The sequence below is a fragment of the Chitinolyticbacter meiyuanensis genome, from assembly GCF_008033135.1.
In the GTDB taxonomy this organism is placed as follows: Bacteria; Pseudomonadota; Gammaproteobacteria; order Burkholderiales; family Chitinibacteraceae; genus Chitinolyticbacter; species Chitinolyticbacter meiyuanensis.
The window spans coordinates 3,319,283-3,339,351 of sequence record NZ_CP041335.1 but is presented as its reverse complement, the minus strand read 5'-3'; the positions used below and the strand labels follow the sequence as shown (position 1 = coordinate 3,339,351).

Sequence of the window (20,069 nt, the reverse complement as noted above, 5' to 3'; positions counted from 1 at the left end):
CTTTCGCGATACCGACGTCCCCCCAAGTTTGAGTAGCACGCAGCTTTAGAGTCCAATCCCTTCCATCAAGGAGACTGGACGTGAAGAAACGCTTTTCCGAAGAACAAATCATCGGCTTCCTGCGCGAGGCCGAAGCGGGCTTGCCCATCAAGGAACTGTGCCGCCGGCACGGTTTCTCCGAAGCCAGTTACTATCTCTGGCGCAGCAAGTTCGGTGGCATGAGCGTCTCCGACGCCAAGCGGCTCAAGGAACTCGAGGCCGAGAATGCTCGGCTCAAGCGCATGCTGGCCAATTCGATGCTCGAAAACGAGGTCATCAAGGAAGCACTGCAAAAAAAGTGGTGACCGCACCAACGCGACGCGAGCTGGTGCGGTTCCTCGCCGGACGGGGTCTGAGTGAGCGCTGGGCGTTGCGCATCGCCCGAATGAGTCCGAGCGCCTTGCGCTACCGGCCCAAGCCGGATCGGAACGGCATGTTACGGCAGCGGATCGTCGAACTGGCGCAGCGCCATCGTCGCTACGGTGCAGGGATGATCTATCTGAAGCTGCGCCAGAGCGGCTGGGCAGTGAACCACAAGCGGGTAGAACGGCTATATGCACTGGCCGGGCTGCAAGTGCGGCGACGCAAGCGCAAGAAGGTGCCGCCATCGGAGCGGCAGCCGCTGATCCGGCCGCAGGTCGCCAATGCGGTCTGGTCGATGGACTTCGTGTTTGATCGCACGGCCGAAGGACGAGTGATCAAATGCCTGACCGTTGTCGACGATGCCACGCATGAAGCCATTGCGGTGATCCCGGAGCGAGCCATCAGTGGCGAAATTCTGACGCGGCAACTGGATCGATTAGCGGTCTCACGCGGCTTGCCGCAGGTGATTCGCACTGACAACGGCAAGGAGTTCTGCGGTCGAGCGATGCTGCACTGGGCGTACCGGCGCGGCATCACGCTGCGGCAGATTGAACCGGGCAAACCGAACCAGAACGCTTACATCGAATCATTCAATGGCCGGCTGCGGGACGAATGTCTGAACGAGCACTGGTTTGACCTTCCCCCACGGAGTGAACCACTAATTAGTTAGCGATTTGCTCATGTTGGGGTTGATGGGTTTCCCAATACTGCATCGGGGTCTGGTACTGCAGGGCACTATGCGGCCGGACATGATTGTAGTCCTGTCGCCAAGATTCGATCATGGTTCGGGCTTGGGCCAGGTTGTGAAACACCAACTGGTTCAGGCACTCCTCCCTTAGTCGGCCATTGAAGCTCTCGATGAAGGCGTTCTCCACCGGTTTGCCGAGCCGGATGAATTGCAGCTTCACCCCATGGCGATGCGCCCATTCATCCAGTGCCCGACTGGTGAACTCCGGACCATTGTCGACCTGAATCAGCGCGGGCAAGCGGCCACCCAGGCGCAGTTGCTCCAGTACCCGTGCCACTCTGACACCAGAGAGTGAGTGATCCACTTCGATCCAGACGGCCTCACGATGCCAGGTGTCGATGATCGCCAGCAGGCGAATACGTCGGCCATTCCATAAACTGTCTGCCACAAAATCCATCGCCCAGCGCTGATCAGGTCCGGCTGCCAGCGGCAACACCACGCGCAAGTGACTGGGGCGTTTCTTGCGATGACGTAAACGCAACGACAAGCCTTCTTCACGGTAAAGCCGCTCCACCCGCTTGTGGTTGATACGCCAGCCTTCCCGCTGTAGCAGCACATGCAGCCGCGGCGCACCAAAGCGCCGCCGTTGTGCAGCCAGCTCACGCAGGCGTTGCCGCAATACCGCATTGGGGTCAGGCGGTGGCTGATGGCGCAGGGTATTGCGCGCGATCTGGACCAATGCACAGGCCCGCCGTTCCGAGATGCCGTGCGCCAGCATCAACTGGCGTGCAACAGTACGGCGTTGAGCGGGCCGGCTCAGTTTTTTGCCAGCACTTCCTTGAGCATCTGGATGTCGAGGGCTTGGTCAGCGACCAGCCGCTTGAGGCGATTGTTCTCGTCTTCAAGTTGTTTGAGGCGCCGCGCTTCGGGGACGTCCATGCCGCCGAATTTGGCGCGCCACTTGTAGAAAGTGGCATCCGAGATGCCGTGTTTGCGGCACAGCTCGACAGCTGGCAGACCTGCTTCGGCCTCTTTGAGGATGGCGATGATCTGTTCATCGGTAAAACGGGACTTGCGCATGCGGGCTCCTTGGCCGTCATGCTAACTAATTCTTGGTATAGCTGGGTGGGGGAAGGTCAGGACACCGGCAAACGCAAAATAAATGACAGGTAGGGCCACACATATAAGCAGGCCAACGACCTTAGGGTCCTTAAAAATCGAGGTGCCGGCCTTGGTGTCGGCGACGAGGCCGGTGGCGGTGGATTGGTAGACCTTGAACACGCGCTGGTTGATGCGCTTGCGCTGGATGGTTTGCAGCTGGGCAGGTCGGCCGTCGTCTTGGGCATCGTGGTATCCCTGGGTGTAATTGCCCTTGAACAGGGCGGAGAGCACGGCGAGGTTGCGGTGGCTGTAGGCGCCTTCGGAGGCGCCACGAATGTCGTCGCGGATCTTCGAGATCTTCGGCGTGGTCAGCACCAGATCCCAGTTGAAGTGCCGGTGCATGTCGAAGGCGGTGACGAAGTCGGCCGGGCGGCCGTCGCGCTTGGCGGCATCGACACCCGGCAGCTCGCCGTCGGCCGGGTAGTCGAGCGCGGTCAGGTCGCGGGCAGTCCAGCGGCTGGGCCAGACGTTCTGGGCTTCGTCGATGATCAGGAAGGCGCCGATCGGCACCCAGTGAAACCAGCGCGCCATCCGGTCGCGGCCTTCCTGCAGGCTGGTGTCGATGTTGATGACGTCGAAGCCGGGGTAGTGGACCGTCTCGGTGCGATCGCCGAAGTCATGCACCAGGTCAAAACCGTCGAGCCATTCCGCACTGAGGTCCGAGCCGTAGTAGCGGATGCAGGTATCGCGGCTTAGGCCGCGCACATTGGTGACGATGATGCGGGGCACCTTCACCGTCCGGGTCTTGAGCTTGCCGTCGGCATCGAATTCGCCGATCGGCACTTCGACCTTGCGGCCGTGCTTCACTGCCGGCAACACCTGGTCCTGTACCGCGCTGGAGGTCTTATAGGCGCCAGGTGGGCCGTGATAGATCAGGATCGACATGTCACCACCCGACGAAGTTGAGGATCTTCTTGGTCAGGGCGGCGTTGAGCACCATGTTGGCCGCGTCGGGCACCCGCGCCTCGATCAGGCCGCGCGTGATCTTGCTGTCGAGCCGGCCGGCGTACAGCTCGATGGTCTCGGAGATCTTCAGGTCGGCCAGCACATCCTTGCAGACGTCCCAGACCATGCCGGCGAACTCGATCTTGGTCTGCCACCACCAGACCGTGAGCTTAGCCAAGGCCCAGATGATGCTGTGCTCGGCCCAGTCCCAGATGCCGACGGTGATGAACTGCCATACCGCGTTGAAGAATTCGATCATGGTTGTCTCACAGGTCAAAGAGAATGAAGGCGCAGGCCAGCGCGGCCAGGAACATCAGCAGCATCGGGATGTAGGTCCAGATCTCGTCGAAGTCGCTCATCTGCACTGCTACTTCGCGGCTACCAAAGATCCGGGTGGACCAGGCCATGCTGCTGCCGCCGCCGATATCGAAATCCACCAGGTCGGCCAGCTCTTCCTGAATCGTGGCCATCAGGTCGTTCCACTCAGACTGAGCGTCGGCAAGCTCCTGCTTCACCGCGTCCAGGTCGTAGGAACCGGACTGGCCAGGCTTGGTGACCTTGATGCAGATGAGTGAACCGGGGTTGTCCTTGCAGTACTCACTGCCTTCCCCGCCTTCGCCCTCGCCATCACCCGGCGTGGTGCCACCGCCGCCACCAGAACCGCCGCCGCCACCCGTGCCACCGCCATCACCGGGGACGGGCGTGGTCGGTGGGGTTGGACCAGGTGTTGGCGACGGGCCCGGCGTGGGCGTGGTGGGCGCTGGGGTAACAGGATCACTCACCGCAACGCAGCGGCCTTCACCGTTGAACTCGGCATACAACGTGCCGGTGGGACAGTCGTTGTTGGAGGCCGGGGGCGGGGGCTGGTCGGTGCAGGTCTGGCCAGTGCTGGTAAAGGTCGCGTCACAGACCGGGCCGCTGCAGTTGTGGACGTCCGACAGCACGACAGCGCAGCCGGTGCCGGTGCAGGCGTTCCTCTTCAGTCCGACATAGGCTGTCGCGCCGGTATAGGCGGTGCCCGCAGCAGGGCAGGTGTTAGGTGGGGTGGGAGTAACGTCGGCCTCTTGCGTCAACGTGGCAACCTGACTGCCGCCGATCCACGTCGAGCCGGTGTAGTAATCTGTCATGCAATAGGCGTTGTTCCAGTCGCCTATATTCGTCCTATTGATTTTGTAACCGGCCGGCGTCGCCGAATACCAGGCATCGCATGCCTCACCAGGCGAATTGCCGTATGCGGTAATGCCGGGGGATGAATACTGATTGCCATTTGAAACGGCTTTCCATTTAGCAAATGCGGAATTTGAGAGTACCAACAGCGCGGAAGCGAGTAATAAGACGGGAATTAGGCGATTCATAGCATCACCAAGTAAAAACCGGGGCACTCGGCCCCGGTTAGAGAAACACGCCGATGCGTATGCCACTGACAAAGGCCAGGCCGACGACCAGGCCAATCACCAGGGACAGCACGGCTTACTTGCCGCGACGCACGAGGCTGATGATGTAACCGATGCACGCCGCCACGGCCGCGATACCGACCAGGATCACGCCGACGTCGAGCATGTCGTCCTGGGTGCCATCGAGGTCGGTGGTGGCCTGGGCCACCAGGTCAGCCGCAGGGCCGGCCGAGACGTACGGGGCAGCAAAACCGACCAGGGCAACGCACGGGCCATATTTGCGAACAGCATTCATAAAACGCATTTACCTACTCCTTCTAATGAGGCCCATGATTGAGCCGACGATTAACCCGGTGACGAAGGTGATGACCACGCCACCGAGCCCAACAACAAACAACTGGGAATCCCAGGTGAACAGCGATTGCAGGTTCTGGATGCCGCTGTATTCACTGGGGGAAACAAGCACCACGCCCTGGCACTGCTCGATGGGGACGTTCTCGATCACCAGCGTGTTGCCGGCACCGGGCGCATCCATGGGCCCGCAGGAAGCAGGGCCGGTACCGCAAGGTTTGACCAGGGCGCAGGTGGCCATCAGGCGGCGGCCTTGGACTCAGGGCCGAGCGGGTTGGCCGGGGCTTGGCCAACGACTTCGAAGGCGATGACTTCCTCGCGCGTCTCGCGGCCGTTGGTGGTCTTGCGCACGGTCAGCTTGGCGTCGAAGGGCAGCTTCACCGTAGCGAAGCGGTGCGCCAGGTAGGCATTCGACGGACCGATCTTGAACGCCTCGGTGGCAATGCCACGGGCGGTTTCACCGCGCAGGGCGATCTCGACAAACACCTTGGTGTTGTCGTACTCGATCACCTTGCCGCTATCGTCTTTGAAGCTGCCCTTGGCCGACGTGACGCCGACGACCTTGGCGCTGTAAACAGCATCCATGCTCATGGTTGAATCTCCGGATTGATAAAGGTCGGCGTGACGTCACGCCCCGCTTGCCGAAGGCGGAGCGCCTTGAGGAACAGGAAGCACCCGTCGGTGCCGTGCTTGGCGGCGATGTCGAGGAACTCGCCGCGCATGTTGGTGAGCAGCAGCAACTTCCACTCGTCACGGGTGCAGTGCCACAGCACGCGCTGCGGCTCATCGCCCGGTGCGTCGTCCTGGTCGGCGGCGGCCAGTTGCTCGTCGCTGATGTCATCGAGGCCGAGATAGGCACGCAGGCCGGGGGTGTAATAGAGCTGTCGCGCGCCCTTGAACTCGCGGGCGTATTCCTGGAACAGCAACTTGGCTTCGCCGTCGCCGATCATGGCGTCGTGCAGCAGGGCGAACGGGGTGCGGCCCTTGCGGCGACCGAGCTTGGAATGCTGGCGCGTCATCTCGCGCGAGGCGTCCCAGCGGCTGTCGTCGGCCGGATCGGTGTCGCCGTACTTGGTGACGTAGGACGCGGCCTTGTCGGCACCGCCGACCTGAAAGCCGTGAATGCTGATCTGGCCGAGGCCGGCCTTGTGCACCGCCTTGGCCCAGTAGTCGCGCAGTGACTCCAGCTCGGCCAGCACCGATTCTTCGTCGCCATTGGCAAAGACCAGCTCATGGGTGTGCGGATGCCAGCCGTTCTCGCCGTGGGTCACTTCCAGCGCGCGGACCGTGCCCTTGAAGCCGATGCGCTCGCGGACCGTGCGCCACTGGCGTGAGGCCTTGAAGGTCTTGAGCGCCTTGCGCAGGCCTTCCAGGCATTCGGCCAGATCCTGGTCGATGCGGTGGGGGAAGGTCAGGGTCAGCATGTAGCAGCGACCACCCTGGGCGCGGTGGGTCGCCATGCCGGCGAACAGCTCGGCGCGGCGTTGCTCGGCAATCTTGTTGGCGCACACCGGGCAATGCCAGACGCTGCCGCAGGTCTGCACGCCCCGGTAGCTGGTGCCGCCTTCCGGGCGTTGCACCACCAGGACTTCGCCGGACCAGTTGGCGTTGCTGATGAAGCGGTGGCAGCCCGAGACAGATTCGTCCGGCAGCAGTTGCTGGGCGGTGCGTTGCATCCGGTACCGACGGCCCCGGGAAGACAGCAGATTCCCCGATTTGCCCTCGCGCTCCCGGATCGCCGCTTTACCCGGTTCCGTGTCAGCGGATTTCCCATTCTTGCCAAGGAGAGCCAACACCGCCCCGGATGCGCCGAACGCCGGCCGCTGCGCTGGCTCCGCTGCGCAGGCTGCGCCCGCGCAGCGGCCGGCGGCGGCGTCACGTTGTTGTTGCAGGGCAAGGTTGAAGAGGGAGACGGGGCGGCTCATCGCTGGCCCCGACGGGTAGAGACGAGCCGGATCAAGCGAATCAATCCGTGCACGAGCAACAACAGCCCGAACAGGACCCACAGCGGCTCAAGGGTGAGCGGCAAATAGTCCATCATCGGCGCCCCATGCACGGGATTTCGTACTGGTGGCAGATGCCGGAAGCGGCAGAGAGCGGGCCGGTGGCGAGGGTCAGGTAGAAGCCGTGCCGCTTGTAGATGGCGAAGCGTTTGCAGCGGTACTGCGGGCGCGGTGGGGGCGTGAACGCCCGACTTGGTATCCGCCCCCCTGTCTTTGATCTGTCCCGCATAGTGGCTTCCCTGTTGTCGCTGGTTTACAGTTCGCCCAACACCACAAGTTGTGAACCCAACAAGTGGTGGGGTTTTGGGCGGATGAAACACCCCAACGACTTGTGGGGTCAACGGGCGAAAAACGGGGAAGCTATGAAAAGCTCAATGGATTTGTTTAACGAATACGTAAGTAATCACAGCCAGCGAGAAATGGCTGCGCTGTGCGGCGTGCACGAAAACACGGTGGGAATGTGGAAAGCGCGAGGCGGAATGACGCCAGCCGCGACCGTCAAAGTCGGTCAGGCACTTGGCTATGATCTTGAATTTGTGATGAAAATTGCGCTGGTTGAGGCGGAGCGCACAGAACAGGGGAGGGACTACCTGGGGGAATTGGTTGCCGCGTGGATGGTATCCCGCGGCAACCCTAACAACTGGCGGAGAGGGAGGGATTCGAACCCTCGGTAGGCTTGCACCTACGCCTGATTTCGAGTCAGGTCAAAAACGCCAAGACCAAGATTTAACATGTTGATTTTAAATCACTAATGCTCTGTTGCGCCAGCACACAACATAGCAGTTTATGGCACAATATTCTTGGTCATGGCACGAGCTATGACACAAATCTGGCACAGGCCAGAACCAACACGCAGGGGAATTGCGAAGCACGTTCGCGGCGGCGACGTTGACAGCTTCGGCTTAAAATTCGCGGCAGTTCCCCGCCGTGTTGGTGAGTCAAACTAGCCTGACCATGGCGGCCAGGCACCGGGGTAGTGGCCGGCGCCAACTATTCCGTGCGCTTCACCCTTGTGTAGCGCCCCAAGCTATTCGTAGGCTTCCGCTCCACTTCTCTTGGCATCCACAGGCCGTCTCGTTGGTACAGCACCAGATAGGCCACCTCGCTAAGGCACCGCATCATCAGACAGCCCATAGCCAGGCCAGTGCCCATGCGGTAACTGTGCCTCACACCACCGTGCTCGATCTCGATCAGCTCCGCGCGGATTGCTTGGCCATGAGGCTCAAGCCGCATGTACTCTCCGGCCCGAAGCGCGTCACCGTCGAGCCATGCGCGCTCTGGAGCATTGGCGGTCAACTTGCTTGCTCCCCAGCTTGTTGCTGGCCAGAACATGGTGCAGGCGCCCTGGTTGCGCGGCAATTGGATTAGGTTTGCCTCGCCATCCTTCCACGTCCGCCCGTCAATCGTCACCACTAGCCAGGGTTCAGAATGGCACCTTTCCGAACCGTTCATGCTGGCTCTAGAAGCGCGTCGCTATTAGCCTGCAGGTTGCTCAGGCTGGCTCGAAGCCTGATGAACTCCAAGTCCGAAGGTGGCTCGTGCATGAGGTGGTAAAGGGCATCGGTTGCGGTGCCCTCTTGTGCGATCCAGCGCTGGATTGCTTCGCGTGACAGCAGCAGCGGCCGTGGTTCGGTCGGATCTACCAGGCCCGGCAGTGTCGGATGCGTGAGGATCACCACGCCGGTATCGCGCCAAGGGTCAGCTGGGTCAACGTTGCATAGGCCTGCCGCAAAGACTGGCCTGCCACCCTTGCGCTGAACGAAGAACGTCCTACGCTCACCGTCGATTTCGGCCCACTCAAACCACCCGTCCATCGGCACCACACAGCGGCGCCGCATTTCCCATAGCCTCTTGAAGTAGGGTTCCTTTGGCCCTTGTGTGCTCGACGCCGTTGGCACTGCGGGCAGGCCCTTCCGCGAGGCCCAGCCCGGCCGGTATCCCCACGTTGCCCGCGCGACCTCGCGCATGTTGTAGCCCTGTAGTTGGTGCATCACGAGCACATCCATGCCGGGGCTCACGTTGTAGTTGGCCACCCGCCTATCTGCACGATGGTCGCGGAGCCAGCCCGCGGCCACGCGGTATAAATCATGCGAGCTGAACTGTGCAAAACGCTGCACGACGGCGTTCCTACGAATCATTGATGGGGCTGGAAATATAGAACGATCGTTCAATTAAGGCCAAATGAAAGCGACGATTGGATGGTCTAGGCTGGGGTGGGGCTAGGAGGGCGGTATGTGCGGAAGGACGGCGAAGTGGCGAACTGGATGGGAGCTAATCGAGGCTTTCGGCTGGGGCTCCGTGCTGCCGAAGCTGGACGATCCGCCGCGCTACAACGTGCCACCAGGCACGCCACAGCTGATGTTGCATCGGATGGGAGGGACGCCCTCGGCAGATATGGTGCACTGGAACTATCAACCCGCCTGGGCTGCTGGGAAGGGGCGGGCGTATCCGAATGCGCGCGTCGAGAAGGTGGTCGCCGGCAGCGGCTACTACAAGGTGCCGTGGGTGAAGCGGCAGCGGGGCATCATGCCGGTAGATGGCTGGTACGAGTGGCCTGCTGTAGATGGCAAGAAGCAGCCATACCTGATTGCGGGCAAAGATCGTGCACCGCTATGGTTAGCGACGATCACCCTGTTCCAATCTGGCGATGCGAGCAACGGGCCTGAAAGCGGCATGGCCATCATTACGGCCGATGCCGTGGGTGGCATGATCGATGTGCACGACCGCCGGCCCATCGTGCTGCGCACCGAGGATGCTTTGGCTTGGGTCGACCCAGACGTCGATACCGAATTCGCTGCACACCTGCTACTGCAGCTGGCCAGGCCGTCCGATGACTTCGAATGGTGGAAAGTTTCCCCAGCCGTGGGCAGCGTGAAGAACCAGGGACGCGAGCTGATGGACCCAATAACCACTGATGGGTAGGCACTAGCACTTCTAAAACTTCGAATCACTCGCCGACGGCGCCGCTCAGCCCATGCATTCCGAAGAACGAATAACATACACACACAATTAGTTTGACACGGAATGATGTGTGTATATAATTACTTCAACAGGTCGCAACGACCAACCGGCACCTCGCGGCAATCAGGGGTAGGACAGAAAAATGATCACCGTCAGCAGTCAGCACTACTTGAACGAAGACATAGTGGCAGAGAAGATCGCTGCGGCCGATTTCGAGGTTGTTGTTTCGCCCGTTTTTGAGTTCGACGGCAAGACGCTCCGCGTGGTGCTGGACGGCCATCACAGTCTGTCTGCAGCAAAGGAAGCTGGTGCAGAAGCAGTTTTTGTTGAAGCCACCAGGACCAGCAACGATACCGTTGCGCTGATCGAAGCCGGGCAGTTGGAAGCCTTCTTGGAAGCCACCTGGATTGATGGCGACTATTACGATGTTGAAACCGGTGAGAGTGTTTGGTAATGACCCACGAAAACCGCAACCGGATCATCTTCGACGATCTGGAAACCACCGCAAACGACACCTTCAAGGTGATGCCAGGGTTTAAATGCGCCGGTAAACGAGTAACCGTCGGCGATCGAACAGGCATGCTCGTCCTGAACACGAGAACAGGGTATTACTGGTTAGAGCGTGACGGCGCGCTGAGTGCGCTAGACCAACGCAAGGTCAAAGCTGCACTCGGTATCAGCAACAACGCTGGAGCGCCCACAAAGATGGAAGACGGCCGCCGCAGGAACGTCTACATCGATGACACGAGTTGGGAGCGCGCCCAGGCGCTTGGCGCAGGCAATGCCAGTGAAGGTATCCGCATCGCGCTAGAGCTGGCAGCCAATGCATCCTGACGTCCCTCCGCTGCTTTTTGGGCCCTACTCCCCACCCGAATGCACAGTTGGCGATTGGCTAAACGATGAGGTGGACGGGCTCCTACAGGTGGGCGGCTGGACCGATACGCCAATTCCCTGGCCACGTCGCAAAAAGAACGGGCGTCCATCACTGATACTCACGGAGGAATTGGCTCGCGCCGTGAAGCACGAATCATCCGCTGCCATCAGCTATTGGTGGGGAGTCAGCACCACCAAAGTGTGGCAGTGGCGCCAGGTGCTGGGCGCGCCACGTATCACTGAGGGAACACGACACCGACTGCAGACCGAAACAGGCGTACCACCGGACGCAGCTGCCCTTGGGCGAGAACGGGCCAGCAGCCCAGAAAGCCGCGCCAAGATGGCTGAAAAGAAGCGCGGGAAAGCCGCCCACCCGAATACGCGGCACGCGCTGCTAACGGCGGCCAAGGCGCCGAAGTCCCTAGCATGGCGGATCAAGTCTAGCGCGAGACAGCTCGGTATCATCCCTTCCGAAAGCCCAACAACGTTTTGGTCAGCCGCAGAGGATAGATTGGTCCGTCGGTACTATCGCGAACAGGGTGCCGCCGCGCTGCTTGCCAAAGCAACAGGTAGGAGCATTCACGCCATACGCGGTACCGCTCGGTACAAGGGCTGGGCAAAAACTAACGTTGAACGACGAGGAGCTACGCTTCGAAAGCGTTGGACGGTTGAAGAAGAGCTGTTCCTGCGTTTGGAGCATTGTGTAATTCCAGCCGCTGTCATTGCAACAGTGCTAGGTCGCAGCATTTCCGTTGTAACCAACAGAACTGGCCAACTGGGCCTGCCCAAGGCGCGCCGCAAATACCACCACGGCAAGCAGGCCTGGTCCTCGGCCAAACAACTGCTGGAGCGATTAAGCAGGTCCGCCGATTGACCAGTTGTGGGCGGAAAGAATGCGGGCGCTCGCCGCGCGCGGAAGTTATAGCAAGCACTGGCTATTAGCGACCGGCACTACTACGAACCCAGATCATCAAATTGCTGCGATCGCCTGCTACATCGGCTGCACGTAATCCCCATAGCCGATGCCGTTTCGCCCGTTGACGGCAGCCCGTTTGGCGTACAGCTCGACATAGCGCTGCCGGGTGGCGAACGTTGAATTAATCGCGTGACCAAATTGACGGGTGGGCAATGTCGATGTTCACAGTGCCAGCTCCAGCGGCAATCATGAACACTTCCAAATAGACGCGGTCCAATGGGCCAGAATTATTCGCTGCCAAAGCAAGCTTCAGTCTCTCCATGGGCAAAGCGAAATTCAGCGCCTCGTTAAGCGTCGCCCCAGTTGCGCCATCTCCCTGCATAGCCCAACTGGATAGCGTCCAGAAAATGCTGTCTTCCGGGCGGGTATAGCGAGCCACCAATCGAGCCTTCAGTGACCTGACAATCGTGTTCGCCGATACCCTGAGCAAGAGGGCCCCACGAACCGCAATATCGTTTGCAAACGATGCGGCATTGGTATTGGTGAACGTTATCGTTACACCATCATTGGCAGCGGTACTTGTAACGGCGTACCGTCCCCACACCCCGTATGCATCACCATCAGCGGCGACGGTTCGGGCAATCGTCGAGAATCCGATTGTCGCTGCGCCAGCACGCGTACACGTCGAGTTGTTTGGCAGAGTCCCAGTTACGCCAGTTCCTGGAGCAACCCCGGGCGTGGTCGATAGAGCAGCATTGTCGTACCGCACATTCGGCCGTGCTGCCTCAGCTACTGAGGAAATGGTTTTGACCGGTTGAGAAACAGCCACCGAAGGCGCAACACGCGCACGCTCAAAGCCAACCGCATATCCACCAGCACGGTCGTAATGCACGCCGTCAGCCAGCATGCCCGTGCTTGGATTGTAATTCGCACTTGCTGGGTCGGCGAACGTCAGGCCATTTGCCTTTGTGTCTGCCACATTAGTGACGATTACTCCTTGGCGGGTGGCTTCGGTTAGATACCAGTCGTTCACCGCCAAATGAGCATCAAGAAACGCTGTCGTCACCCCGGCCGTCCGTGGGCTCATGGTCATTGCCCATGGCTTGGCGCCAATGCCAATGATGCGATCAATCAACTGCTGGTTCTTAGCAATGGTTTCCGAGGCCGACCAGCCGCGGGAATAGATGTCGTTGGTGTTGACGTCGAAGATCACGAAATTAGGCCGTGCTATGGCATGAGTCGCGTCAAATACATTCAGGTTGTCCTGCGTATCACCTCCAGCAATTGCATAGTTGCCGATGCATCGCATATTGGATGGGTAGAGCAGACGTGCCCACGTATTCGGGTTGCGCGAGTTATCCGGCTGCGTATTCAGGCCATCAATCAAGATCGTCGCTTCTTGTGTTGCCTGGCGAAGCGAGTACGGCCCTGTGATGGTGAATTTGATCCACCCCATTGTCGCCGTACGGTCATGGTCAACAATCGTTGAGCAGAATTGGTTGAATACAGGCGTCGGATAGCCACCGATACGGATCTGCATACCTGTTCGGTACGTCTGCGCGATATTGGCGAATGATGCTGTAGCTGTGCCATCCCCATTGTTGACAATGGTCCACGAAACCCCAGACTGGGTATAGGCGTATGCGCTGATTGAAGATCCCGCGAGGGTATAGCTGCCTGTCAGCACGCTGCTCGCCGCTGCAGGGCGCTTCGCATTTTGATTGAACATGTCACACCCCCGCTTGCGTGACAGTCACCCGCGACACCGAGCCAGTGACGGGCGACAAATCAAAGCGGAGGTATCGATAAGGCCTGGTGATGGTATCCGACACCGACAATGGAACAGTTGGACTTGCAGTGCCGGTTACAGTGAGGTCCCCCAGAAGGATTTCGCCCACGCCATCATTGCTGCCATAAACGTAGCCAGTGACAGATACGGAGCCGCTTCCCAAGACGGATAATTGCACCTCGGTTACGCCAGAGTTTTTCCCTTCGCGCTCTTGCCAAGCGCCCTTATCGGCTGCAACGCCGCCGCTCCACAGTTCCATTCCCATTTTTCTGCCCCTTTCAATTCTGCTAGTTGATTTACGCCTTGCCTTTGATTCGCTCGTACGTGCGGAAACCGCCCAGGCCAAGCATCCCCGTCAGCAGGCCCATCAGCGTATCCATGTCGATTTTCGGAGGTACGGGCCACCCTTGGATCGCTGCCGCCCAAGCCAATAGCGGCTGGAGCAGGAAGGTGTAAAGCAGTGCCACCGAGCAGACCCAACCTGCCATAGGGCGCCAGCCACCGCGAAACCTGTCGTTGCTCGCGGCCTCGACTTCGTTGACCTTCGCTTGACCCATTGCGATTTGCAGCTCGGCATCAAGCACCTTGAGTTCCCCAGCCTGGGCCATCTCAAGAAGCTTCAGTTTCCCCTCGGCTGCCTGCTGAGCATCTGGAAACAGCTTGTCGATTACCGTCCCAATGAACGGAATAAGTGCGCCCCACATTGCTCATCCCTCCATCAGGTCTGCAATACGTCTTGCCCAGCCACGGCTGAAGGACGGCCAATTGGTTAAGCCCGTCATGAACCGCAATCGGGCTGCTAAAAGTCGGCTCAAAAGCACGGGCTGGTCTGCCTTGGAAACCGCACTGAGCGAAATCGGGCCCAGCTTGCCGTCATCGGCTACTCCCAAGGCACGCTGCAGCCATTTGATTGATTGGTGTGGCCCGCTATTCACAGCCCCGTCAAATACGGCGTATCGGATCAGATCCGGCAGTTGGTCTGCTTTCACTGCATCCCAATACTGTGAGCGATAAATCGTCTTTGCCTGATCGAGAGGGAAAAAGCGCATATCGCCGCGGTACCCATTGGCTCGCGCAACCGCTTCTGTTACGCCATAGCGAGTAGCTCCGCCCGGATCATCAGCATGATCGGAAAAACCACCCTCATGACCGAGCAGCTTTGCAAAGGCTTGGTCGAAATTCATAGCGCCACCTCTTCAACTTGGGGGATTTTCTGGAGCAACGTCGTTTGCGTTCTCACTAGGTCTTGGATCATCTGTGTGGCCGCTTCGAGTTTGCCCATGAGCGCTTCATTGCTAAGCTCCATCTCGTGGACTTCCCTCTCCAGCTTCTGGACAGTTTCCTTGAGGTGGACAACCTCCGAACGTAGGGCCCCCATTTCCTGTACCGCGGCGTTGCGCTCACGCGCCAGCTGCTCGATGGTCTTGGTGCTTTGGTCGACGTGCTCTGCATGCCGGCTGAGCGATTCCTGCAGCCGTGTCTCAGCAGCAATGGTCTGCTGGCGCGATTGTTCAAGCATGGCCTCGTATGCCGACTTCACGCTGGCCAAGAGGTCGTTGTATCGGGCGTCCACTTTGCTTTCGACCGCGTCTGAGCGACGGTCGCCAGCGACGCGGCGATACCAGAGGTATGCCACCCCCGCCATTGCGGTGAGCCCCGCGCCAAACCCCTTGAATGCTTCTGCGTTCGGCCAATCGAAGCTCATGGCCTGCTCCATGGGTGCCCCATCTCGTTCTCCATCCCTTCACGGCAATAAAAAACCCCGCGGTCAGCGGGGTTGCGATCACTGCATGGGTCAGGCTGGTGGCCAGCCCACCTCGTAGTCCTGCAATGCGGCCTCATCCAGCGTTTCAATCTCTTCCTTCATCGCACGCTGCCGGGTGTGGATGGCCCAACCTTGGGCAACCAGCGCCTGCTCATGCGCCAGGTGAAGTGCGGCCAGACCGGAAAGGTCCATCGGCACGTCCTCATTATTGGCGTCGGTCCAAAAAAACCCGGAAGGCAGCTCGGTCAACGTGAGCACCGGCTGCATGCGACGGCGCACCCGCAGCCCACCATCCCAGGTGTGACCAGCGTGCTCAAACGTGATGGCCGCGGCCTCCTGCTCGTCACGCCAAGCGTTGATGCGCGCGCGCAGGCGTTGCCGCAGCCCAAGCATCCGCCCAGTCTGGAGCGCAGCCGCGTCCGGCGGTTCGCCCGGCAAATTCCATTCAGCGATGCGCTCGCCGTCCTTGTCCGATACCACGATGAAATCGATCAGCGGTATGGCATCGGGATAGAGGCCGAGGATCGAGTCAGCGATGTTTTTTTGCATGGCGCTCACCAGGAAATCTGCTCACGCAGGACCAAAATGTTGGACGCGATATTGGCCGGGCCACCAGTCGACACGAACGCGGAAACGGACAAGTAATCCCCTGCTGCAAACTTGTCGATTGCGGTGTAAATGCATGGCCGTGTCATGGTGTTCGTCCCGTCCGGGAACGTGTATGCCCCATAGTTGGAACCGTTCAAATCCAGCCTGCACTGCGCACCGGACACAACACCAAACGCGTAAACCACCTGGGCTTGTATCGCATAGGTCCCAGGCCTTCGGATATACGCCCGGTTGTTGGTGAGATCGGCCGCACCACTGTCCATGCCGTCTGCAAAGGCGGTGGCATCCAGATCAACAGTGGTCACGGTGGCATTGGGGATGCTCTGCGTGCTGGTGCGCGTCATCTTGATTTGGGCGGCAATGGATTTGCCGGCGACCTTGGTCCAGGTCACGCCGTCGCAGTAAAGAATGGCGACCTCGTTTGCCCACATGATCCGCGTGGCCGAACCGTCGATAAACTCGCCCGAGGCGGCCGTCACGGTGACCAGCTTCGTCAGCCCTGGCGCCATGCGCAGGCCGATCATCTTGCCCGCATTGCCCGACACCGACGGCAACGTGACCGGATAGTCTGCGGAAGTGCCAGAACAGACGTGCAGCTTGTTGAAGGCACTGGAATTGAGGGCAGTCGCGCCAGTAATCGACACCTCCACGTTGACCAGTGACGAGAACATGTCATAGGCCGCACCGCCACCGCTACTGCCGCCGAAATAGCGCAAGTCATCCCAGGTGCCGAATGCACCAGACCCGGTTGTGAAGCGATACAGCCGGCGGTAGGTGGCTGTGTTGTTCCAGTTGGTATTGCTGGTCGAGGCGGTGACGGCGCCCGTGGTGCGATGGGCCACCACATAGTTGGTGGCGCTGGTCGTGAGCGTAACGGTGCCATTGGCGATGGCCGTGCCATCCTCAAGCCGCCCCCCGAAGTACGCGAGGTTCGGCCAGGTTGAATTCTGGCTGTCGACACCGTATAGCGCGGCCGGGCTCATGGCGGCCACGAGCATGTTGAACAAGCCTTCCTTGTTCGCCTGCGTGGCATTCATTTGCGGCAGGAGAGACGTGCTGTCCGCCATGACTTACCTCGTGAGGGTGATGGTTGCGGGCTTACCGATCACCGACTCGTCGGAAACCTGGCAAACCTCGATGGTGAAGACCACGCCCGGGGAAACTGCATCGGTCGCTTGCATGGCAGCGGTATAGGTCCAAATCGTGGCACTAGTGACGGTGGTACTGCGCTTCTCGGACCCGCCCACCAGCACACGCACGCGATACACCTCGGTCGTCTCATCAAGCGGCACATCACCGCCATTACGCCAGGTGTTGTTGATGCGAGCGCAGCGCGTCCAGCGGACGGCGTAGTCATTGCCATTGGACGGGGCATAGAGGTGTGCGGGCGCTAGCGGGCGGATCGTGGCATCCACTGGTGCTATGATCTCCACATCACCCGATCCCACATCTGCCGTGATGCTATCCGCTCTGAAGTGCAGCGATTGCCCCAAGGCCGCCAAAGGGATCGTAGACTGGCTCAGCCGTGTATCCAGCAATACAACGCGCTCACCAGCTTGATGAGTGCCGACGGTGTTGCCTGTCCCTTGCTGCCCGCGGATCAAGTGCGATAGGTCATACACGCCATCGCTAATCAGAGTGGCATTTGCCGCCTGAATGATCTCATCACCTACCAGGTAGGCGCCAACATCCCGGCGCGCCAACAGCTGGTCCATTGGGAAACTTTCCAGCTCACCATTTACGCGGACCCGCACGGTGTTGGTGATATCGATCTGCCCCACCGTCCAACTGCCCAGCACTGTTTGTGTGGTGCCGTAGCAGGCCGCCACAGTAATTCCCTGCACGAGCGACCAGGACGAGCTATCGGCAGAGCGGTACAGCATCGCCCCACGCCAGGCATCTAGCACACCTGCAGCGGCGACATAGAGCGTTGGCTCTGCACCATCTGCATCACGCAGCGGCGCAATATCCAGCAACAGGAAATCAGTTGGGCCAGCGAACCCCACTTCCTGATCGGGGAATACCCCAGAATCACCCATGGCACTGCTGGTGTAGATACTGTCCTCCAGCACGGCCGCAATATCCACCTTCGCGCCGTCAAAGGTAGCTTGGGTGATACGCATCTTGAGCTGGCTGCCATCGCGCCCTTGCAGCATCACCACATCCGCTGGTTCAAGCGCCACAAACGACAACGGCACCGCAAAGGTGCCGCCGTTTCGCTCGGTGTGCGCGTTCCTGAGCCGGATTTCCGCAAGCTGCTTGGCCTCATCACCTGACAGCACCATCGGCAGGTCGAGCGTTACCACTTGCTGAGACCCGATGCCAGAGAGTGGCCGCGATGCCTGCACGCCAATTTGATAATCCCGTGCTACGTCCTGATAACGCACGATGATGCGGCACGGCACCGTGGTTTCATCGGCGCGTGTCAGTTGCAATCCTTGGATGCTCATTGCGTCATAACCAGATCATCTTCTTGGATGGTCACCACCGGATCACCCCCACGAAGCACAGCTTTGATTTTGTTGCCCGATTCGACGAAATCGAACAAGTACATCGACTCCAGCGGCTCAAGGCCCTGCCGGGAAGTGCCAGTTGCCTGATAACCCAGCACCGTCTGCCCAGAGAGCGCAGTCAGATCCAGCGAGGCAGGGCCGATGCCAGCGAGCAGTGCCTCCGACTGCACCACGTCATCCAGATCCACTGGAGAGCCCATCACTGCGCCGCGAGTGACAACTTGCAGGCTATCGACCGAGAACAGCATGCACCCGCCAGAAAAGGCCACGATGCCTTTGGCATTAACGCCGAGGTCATGAGCAATGCTGGCGACCAACGCCAAGGAAAATCCGTTACGCCGGTAGACATTGACCAAGGTGCCCGATACGAGCCATGCAAAATTTCCACCCGGTTCGAAACTGAGCGCCCGGTTGGAGCCTCCCACACCGCCATTGGTGCCGCCATTCTTGGCATCCGCCAAAACGTCACCACCGCGCTCGGCGCCGAAATCGTCCACCTCAACCAACTGCGCATCAAAGATCTTAGTGCGCCAGTCAGCGCCACTCTTGTATCCGATCCAAAGATAGCCTTGCGGGTCAATGGCCACCCCCGGCACCCATCGGAGGTTATCCCCGGAGTCGATATCAAAGTTGTTTTGGTAGACCAACTTGCTATCAACAATGCCACCCACGAATTCGCGGCTTGCAAACACGGCGCCAGCAAAAACCCGCAGTTGAGCAGCGGTTGGGCCTCCAGGCCATTGGGATGAGCCGTACACGCTGATGTTATAGAGACCAATGCTACCGACGTATTGGTGATGCCAAAGGAACGGAGTGAAGACGTTATGGTTGGCAGGCGGCCTGATTGCGTATGTTTTCCGGCGGAGCGGAGTTCCATTCAGCGAGAATTCCTGCTTGATCATTGCCAACCAGTTGCTGAACGCTGGCCTGGTATCTGCGGGATCGTATCCGACGAAAACCGTTGAACCAGTCCAACTGATATCAGATGCGGCGAACTCCAAGCCTAATCCAGACTTTTTGACCGGGAAGACGCGGAGCGCCTCTGCAGTGCCACTGGCCACAACCTCAAACGTCAGGTTCGGGACCATGTTGCCGTAGTCGCCAACCGCAAACTCCTCAAACACGACATAGGCAGTACCACGGTAAGCGCATACATTGCCAACACCCTTGTAACTTTCGATGAGCGGGTCCGGCATTTGCGCCGCGCCGCCCGTGTAGATGCGGATCTTCAGCCCAGACGATGCGGCCACTGCTTCGGCAGAGGCGCTGCCTGATCTGTCGTAGATCAGCTTGCCGTTGGCCCAAATGCGGCTCACGCCAGCAATCGGCCCGGTGCCGCGACAATCGCACAACATCACTGCGAAATTGGCATAGGCGCTATAGCTGGTGTTCTGGTACTTCGGACCGCCTTTGCCACCACTGGTTTCAGTGTTGGCGATCTCGATCATGTCTGGATTCCAGGCAACGTGACCAGATATGCGCACCGTACCGTAGAGCCTAGATAGCTCTGCACCGTAGTCGGCCCCCTGCACCCGCAAGTCACCGAGGCGAGGCCCTTCCGATCGATACACCTCGCGGCTGGCCGCCGCTGCATTGGTCGCCCCCAGGATCAGCGGCGCCGCCCAGGCCTGGCCGAAATAGGTAGCAACCGCAGCCCCTACATAGCCAACGATGCGCAGACCGGTCGGGCTACTCATGG

Annotated in this window: 26 protein-coding genes and 1 pseudogene; 8 read left to right on the top strand and 19 right to left on the bottom strand. The window is 59.8% G+C overall.

Annotated elements, in window-relative coordinates; all coding sequences use genetic code 11:
* Positions 1–80: 80 nt before the first annotated feature.
* The 3 genes and pseudogenes from FLM21_RS21405 (at position 81) to FLM21_RS21400 (ending at position 1,072) form a co-directional block, all read left to right on the top strand.
* Positions 81–344 (top strand): transposase, encoded by a 264-nt coding sequence (locus tag FLM21_RS21405; protein ID WP_246120743.1) that lies wholly within the window; start codon positions 81–83, stop codon positions 342–344.
* Positions 278–979, top strand: a pseudogene (locus tag FLM21_RS15980) (DDE-type integrase/transposase/recombinase); the annotation flags it as partial. The gene FLM21_RS21405 and the pseudogene FLM21_RS15980, both read left to right, overlap by 67 nt.
* 3 nt (positions 980–982) lie before the next feature.
* The gene (locus FLM21_RS21400) at positions 983–1,072 is read left to right on the top strand and encodes an integrase core domain-containing protein (RefSeq protein WP_246120905.1); all 90 of its coding nucleotides are present in this window, start codon (positions 983–985) and stop codon (positions 1,070–1,072) included.
* On the opposite strand, the gene FLM21_RS15975 is transcribed toward FLM21_RS21400, so the two are convergent.
* The 8 genes from FLM21_RS15975 to FLM21_RS15940 form a co-directional block, all read right to left on the bottom strand.
* Positions 1,065–2,170 (bottom strand): IS3 family transposase gene (locus FLM21_RS15975; RefSeq protein WP_373281771.1). Its coding sequence is split into 2 segments (ribosomal slippage): positions 1,065–1,921 and positions 1,921–2,170, totalling 1,107 coding nucleotides; the frame shifts between segments, so codons are not numbered across the junction. The genes FLM21_RS21400 and FLM21_RS15975 overlap by 8 nt on opposite strands.
* A 21-nt stretch (positions 2,171–2,191) precedes the next feature.
* A complete protein-coding gene (locus FLM21_RS15970; protein ID WP_148716523.1) occupies positions 2,192–3,136 on the bottom strand; it encodes a zonular occludens toxin domain-containing protein in 945 nt (314 codons plus the stop codon).
* Position 3,137: 1 nt separating this feature from the next.
* Positions 3,138–3,455, bottom strand: a complete 318-nt coding sequence (locus tag FLM21_RS15965; RefSeq protein ID WP_148716522.1) for a DUF2523 family protein — start codon at positions 3,453–3,455, stop codon at positions 3,138–3,140.
* Between the two features lie 7 nt (positions 3,456–3,462).
* Positions 3,463–4,323, bottom strand: a complete 861-nt coding sequence (locus FLM21_RS15960; protein ID WP_148716521.1) for a hypothetical protein — start codon at positions 4,321–4,323, stop codon at positions 3,463–3,465.
* A 343-nt stretch (positions 4,324–4,666) separates the two neighbouring features.
* Positions 4,667–4,894 carry a major capsid protein gene (locus FLM21_RS15955; protein WP_148716520.1) on the bottom strand — a complete coding sequence of 76 codons (228 nt, stop codon included), beginning with the start codon at positions 4,892–4,894 and terminating at the stop codon, positions 4,667–4,669.
* Positions 4,895–5,125 carry a hypothetical protein gene (locus FLM21_RS15950; protein ID WP_148716519.1) on the bottom strand — a complete coding sequence of 77 codons (231 nt, stop codon included), beginning with the start codon at positions 5,123–5,125 and terminating at the stop codon, positions 4,895–4,897.
* Positions 5,126–5,181: 56 nt separating this feature from the next.
* A complete protein-coding gene (locus tag FLM21_RS15945; protein WP_148716518.1) occupies positions 5,182–5,532 on the bottom strand; it encodes a hypothetical protein in 351 nt (116 codons plus the stop codon).
* Positions 5,529–6,617 (bottom strand): protein rep, encoded by a 1,089-nt coding sequence (locus tag FLM21_RS15940; protein WP_148716517.1) that lies wholly within the window; start codon positions 6,615–6,617, stop codon positions 5,529–5,531. Before FLM21_RS15940 ends, FLM21_RS15945 begins: the two co-directional genes overlap by 4 nt.
* Before the next feature lie 557 nt (positions 6,618–7,174).
* On the opposite strand from FLM21_RS15940, the gene FLM21_RS15935 reads away from it, so the two are divergent.
* Positions 7,175–7,618: a hypothetical protein gene (locus tag FLM21_RS15935; RefSeq protein WP_187359934.1), complete on the top strand. Its 444-nt coding sequence runs from the start codon at positions 7,175–7,177 to the stop codon at positions 7,616–7,618.
* Between the two features lie 316 nt (positions 7,619–7,934).
* Here FLM21_RS15935 and FLM21_RS15930 read toward each other — a convergent pair whose 3' ends face one another.
* Complete coding sequence (locus FLM21_RS15930) at positions 7,935–8,396, bottom strand: hypothetical protein (RefSeq protein ID WP_148716515.1); 462 nt, start codon at positions 8,394–8,396, stop codon at positions 7,935–7,937.
* Positions 8,393–9,061 (bottom strand): SOS response-associated peptidase family protein, encoded by a 669-nt coding sequence (locus FLM21_RS15925; protein ID WP_222846714.1) that lies wholly within the window; start codon positions 9,059–9,061, stop codon positions 8,393–8,395. The genes FLM21_RS15930 and FLM21_RS15925 overlap by 4 nt, the downstream gene beginning before the upstream one ends.
* A 115-nt stretch (positions 9,062–9,176) precedes the next feature.
* Between FLM21_RS15925 and FLM21_RS15920 the strand changes: the two genes are divergently transcribed.
* From FLM21_RS15920 to FLM21_RS15905, 4 genes are all read left to right on the top strand, one after another.
* On the top strand, positions 9,177–9,866 hold the full coding sequence (locus FLM21_RS15920; protein ID WP_148716513.1) for an SOS response-associated peptidase: 690 nt from the start codon (positions 9,177–9,179) through the stop codon (positions 9,864–9,866).
* A gap of 181 nt (positions 9,867–10,047) precedes the next feature.
* Positions 10,048–10,359, top strand: a complete 312-nt coding sequence (locus FLM21_RS15915; RefSeq protein ID WP_148716512.1) for a hypothetical protein — start codon at positions 10,048–10,050, stop codon at positions 10,357–10,359.
* Positions 10,359–10,739 carry a hypothetical protein gene (locus FLM21_RS15910; RefSeq protein WP_148716511.1) on the top strand — a complete coding sequence of 127 codons (381 nt, stop codon included), beginning with the start codon at positions 10,359–10,361 and terminating at the stop codon, positions 10,737–10,739. Before FLM21_RS15915 ends, FLM21_RS15910 begins: the two co-directional genes overlap by 1 nt.
* Before the next feature lie 379 nt (positions 10,740–11,118).
* A complete protein-coding gene (locus tag FLM21_RS15905; protein WP_148716510.1) occupies positions 11,119–11,652 on the top strand; it encodes a hypothetical protein in 534 nt (177 codons plus the stop codon).
* A 223-nt stretch (positions 11,653–11,875) separates the two neighbouring features.
* On the opposite strand, the gene FLM21_RS15900 is transcribed toward FLM21_RS15905, so the two are convergent.
* The 9 genes from FLM21_RS15900 to FLM21_RS15860 all read right to left on the bottom strand — a co-directional run bounded on the left by FLM21_RS15900 (position 11,876) and on the right by FLM21_RS15860 (position 20,067).
* Positions 11,876–13,423: an SGNH/GDSL hydrolase family protein gene (locus FLM21_RS15900; protein ID WP_148716509.1), complete on the bottom strand. Its 1,548-nt coding sequence runs from the start codon at positions 13,421–13,423 to the stop codon at positions 11,876–11,878.
* 1 nt (position 13,424) lies between these two features.
* Positions 13,425–13,748: a hypothetical protein gene (locus FLM21_RS15895; RefSeq protein ID WP_148716508.1), complete on the bottom strand. Its 324-nt coding sequence runs from the start codon at positions 13,746–13,748 to the stop codon at positions 13,425–13,427.
* 31 nt (positions 13,749–13,779) lie between these two features.
* Complete coding sequence (locus tag FLM21_RS15890) at positions 13,780–14,187, bottom strand: holin family protein (RefSeq protein WP_148716507.1); 408 nt, start codon at positions 14,185–14,187, stop codon at positions 13,780–13,782.
* Between the two features lie 3 nt (positions 14,188–14,190).
* Entirely contained in the window at positions 14,191–14,667 is a 477-nt protein-coding gene (locus FLM21_RS15885; protein ID WP_148716506.1) for a glycoside hydrolase family 108 protein, read from the bottom strand.
* Positions 14,664–15,188: a coiled-coil domain-containing protein gene (locus FLM21_RS15880; protein WP_148716505.1), complete on the bottom strand. Its 525-nt coding sequence runs from the start codon at positions 15,186–15,188 to the stop codon at positions 14,664–14,666. The genes FLM21_RS15885 and FLM21_RS15880 overlap by 4 nt, the downstream gene beginning before the upstream one ends.
* A gap of 90 nt (positions 15,189–15,278) precedes the next feature.
* Positions 15,279–15,797 carry an XkdW family protein gene (locus FLM21_RS15875; RefSeq protein ID WP_246120904.1) on the bottom strand — a complete coding sequence of 173 codons (519 nt, stop codon included), beginning with the start codon at positions 15,795–15,797 and terminating at the stop codon, positions 15,279–15,281.
* 5 nt (positions 15,798–15,802) lie between these two features.
* A complete protein-coding gene (locus tag FLM21_RS15870) occupies positions 15,803–16,924 on the bottom strand; it encodes a hypothetical protein (RefSeq protein WP_148716503.1) in 1,122 nt (373 codons plus the stop codon).
* Positions 16,925–16,927: 3 nt separating this feature from the next.
* Positions 16,928–18,307: a phage tail protein gene (locus FLM21_RS15865; protein ID WP_148716502.1), complete on the bottom strand. Its 1,380-nt coding sequence runs from the start codon at positions 18,305–18,307 to the stop codon at positions 16,928–16,930.
* Positions 18,304–20,067: a hypothetical protein gene (locus FLM21_RS15860; RefSeq protein WP_148716501.1), complete on the bottom strand. Its 1,764-nt coding sequence runs from the start codon at positions 20,065–20,067 to the stop codon at positions 18,304–18,306. Before FLM21_RS15860 ends, FLM21_RS15865 begins: the two co-directional genes overlap by 4 nt.
* Positions 20,068–20,069: the final 2 nt, after the last annotated feature.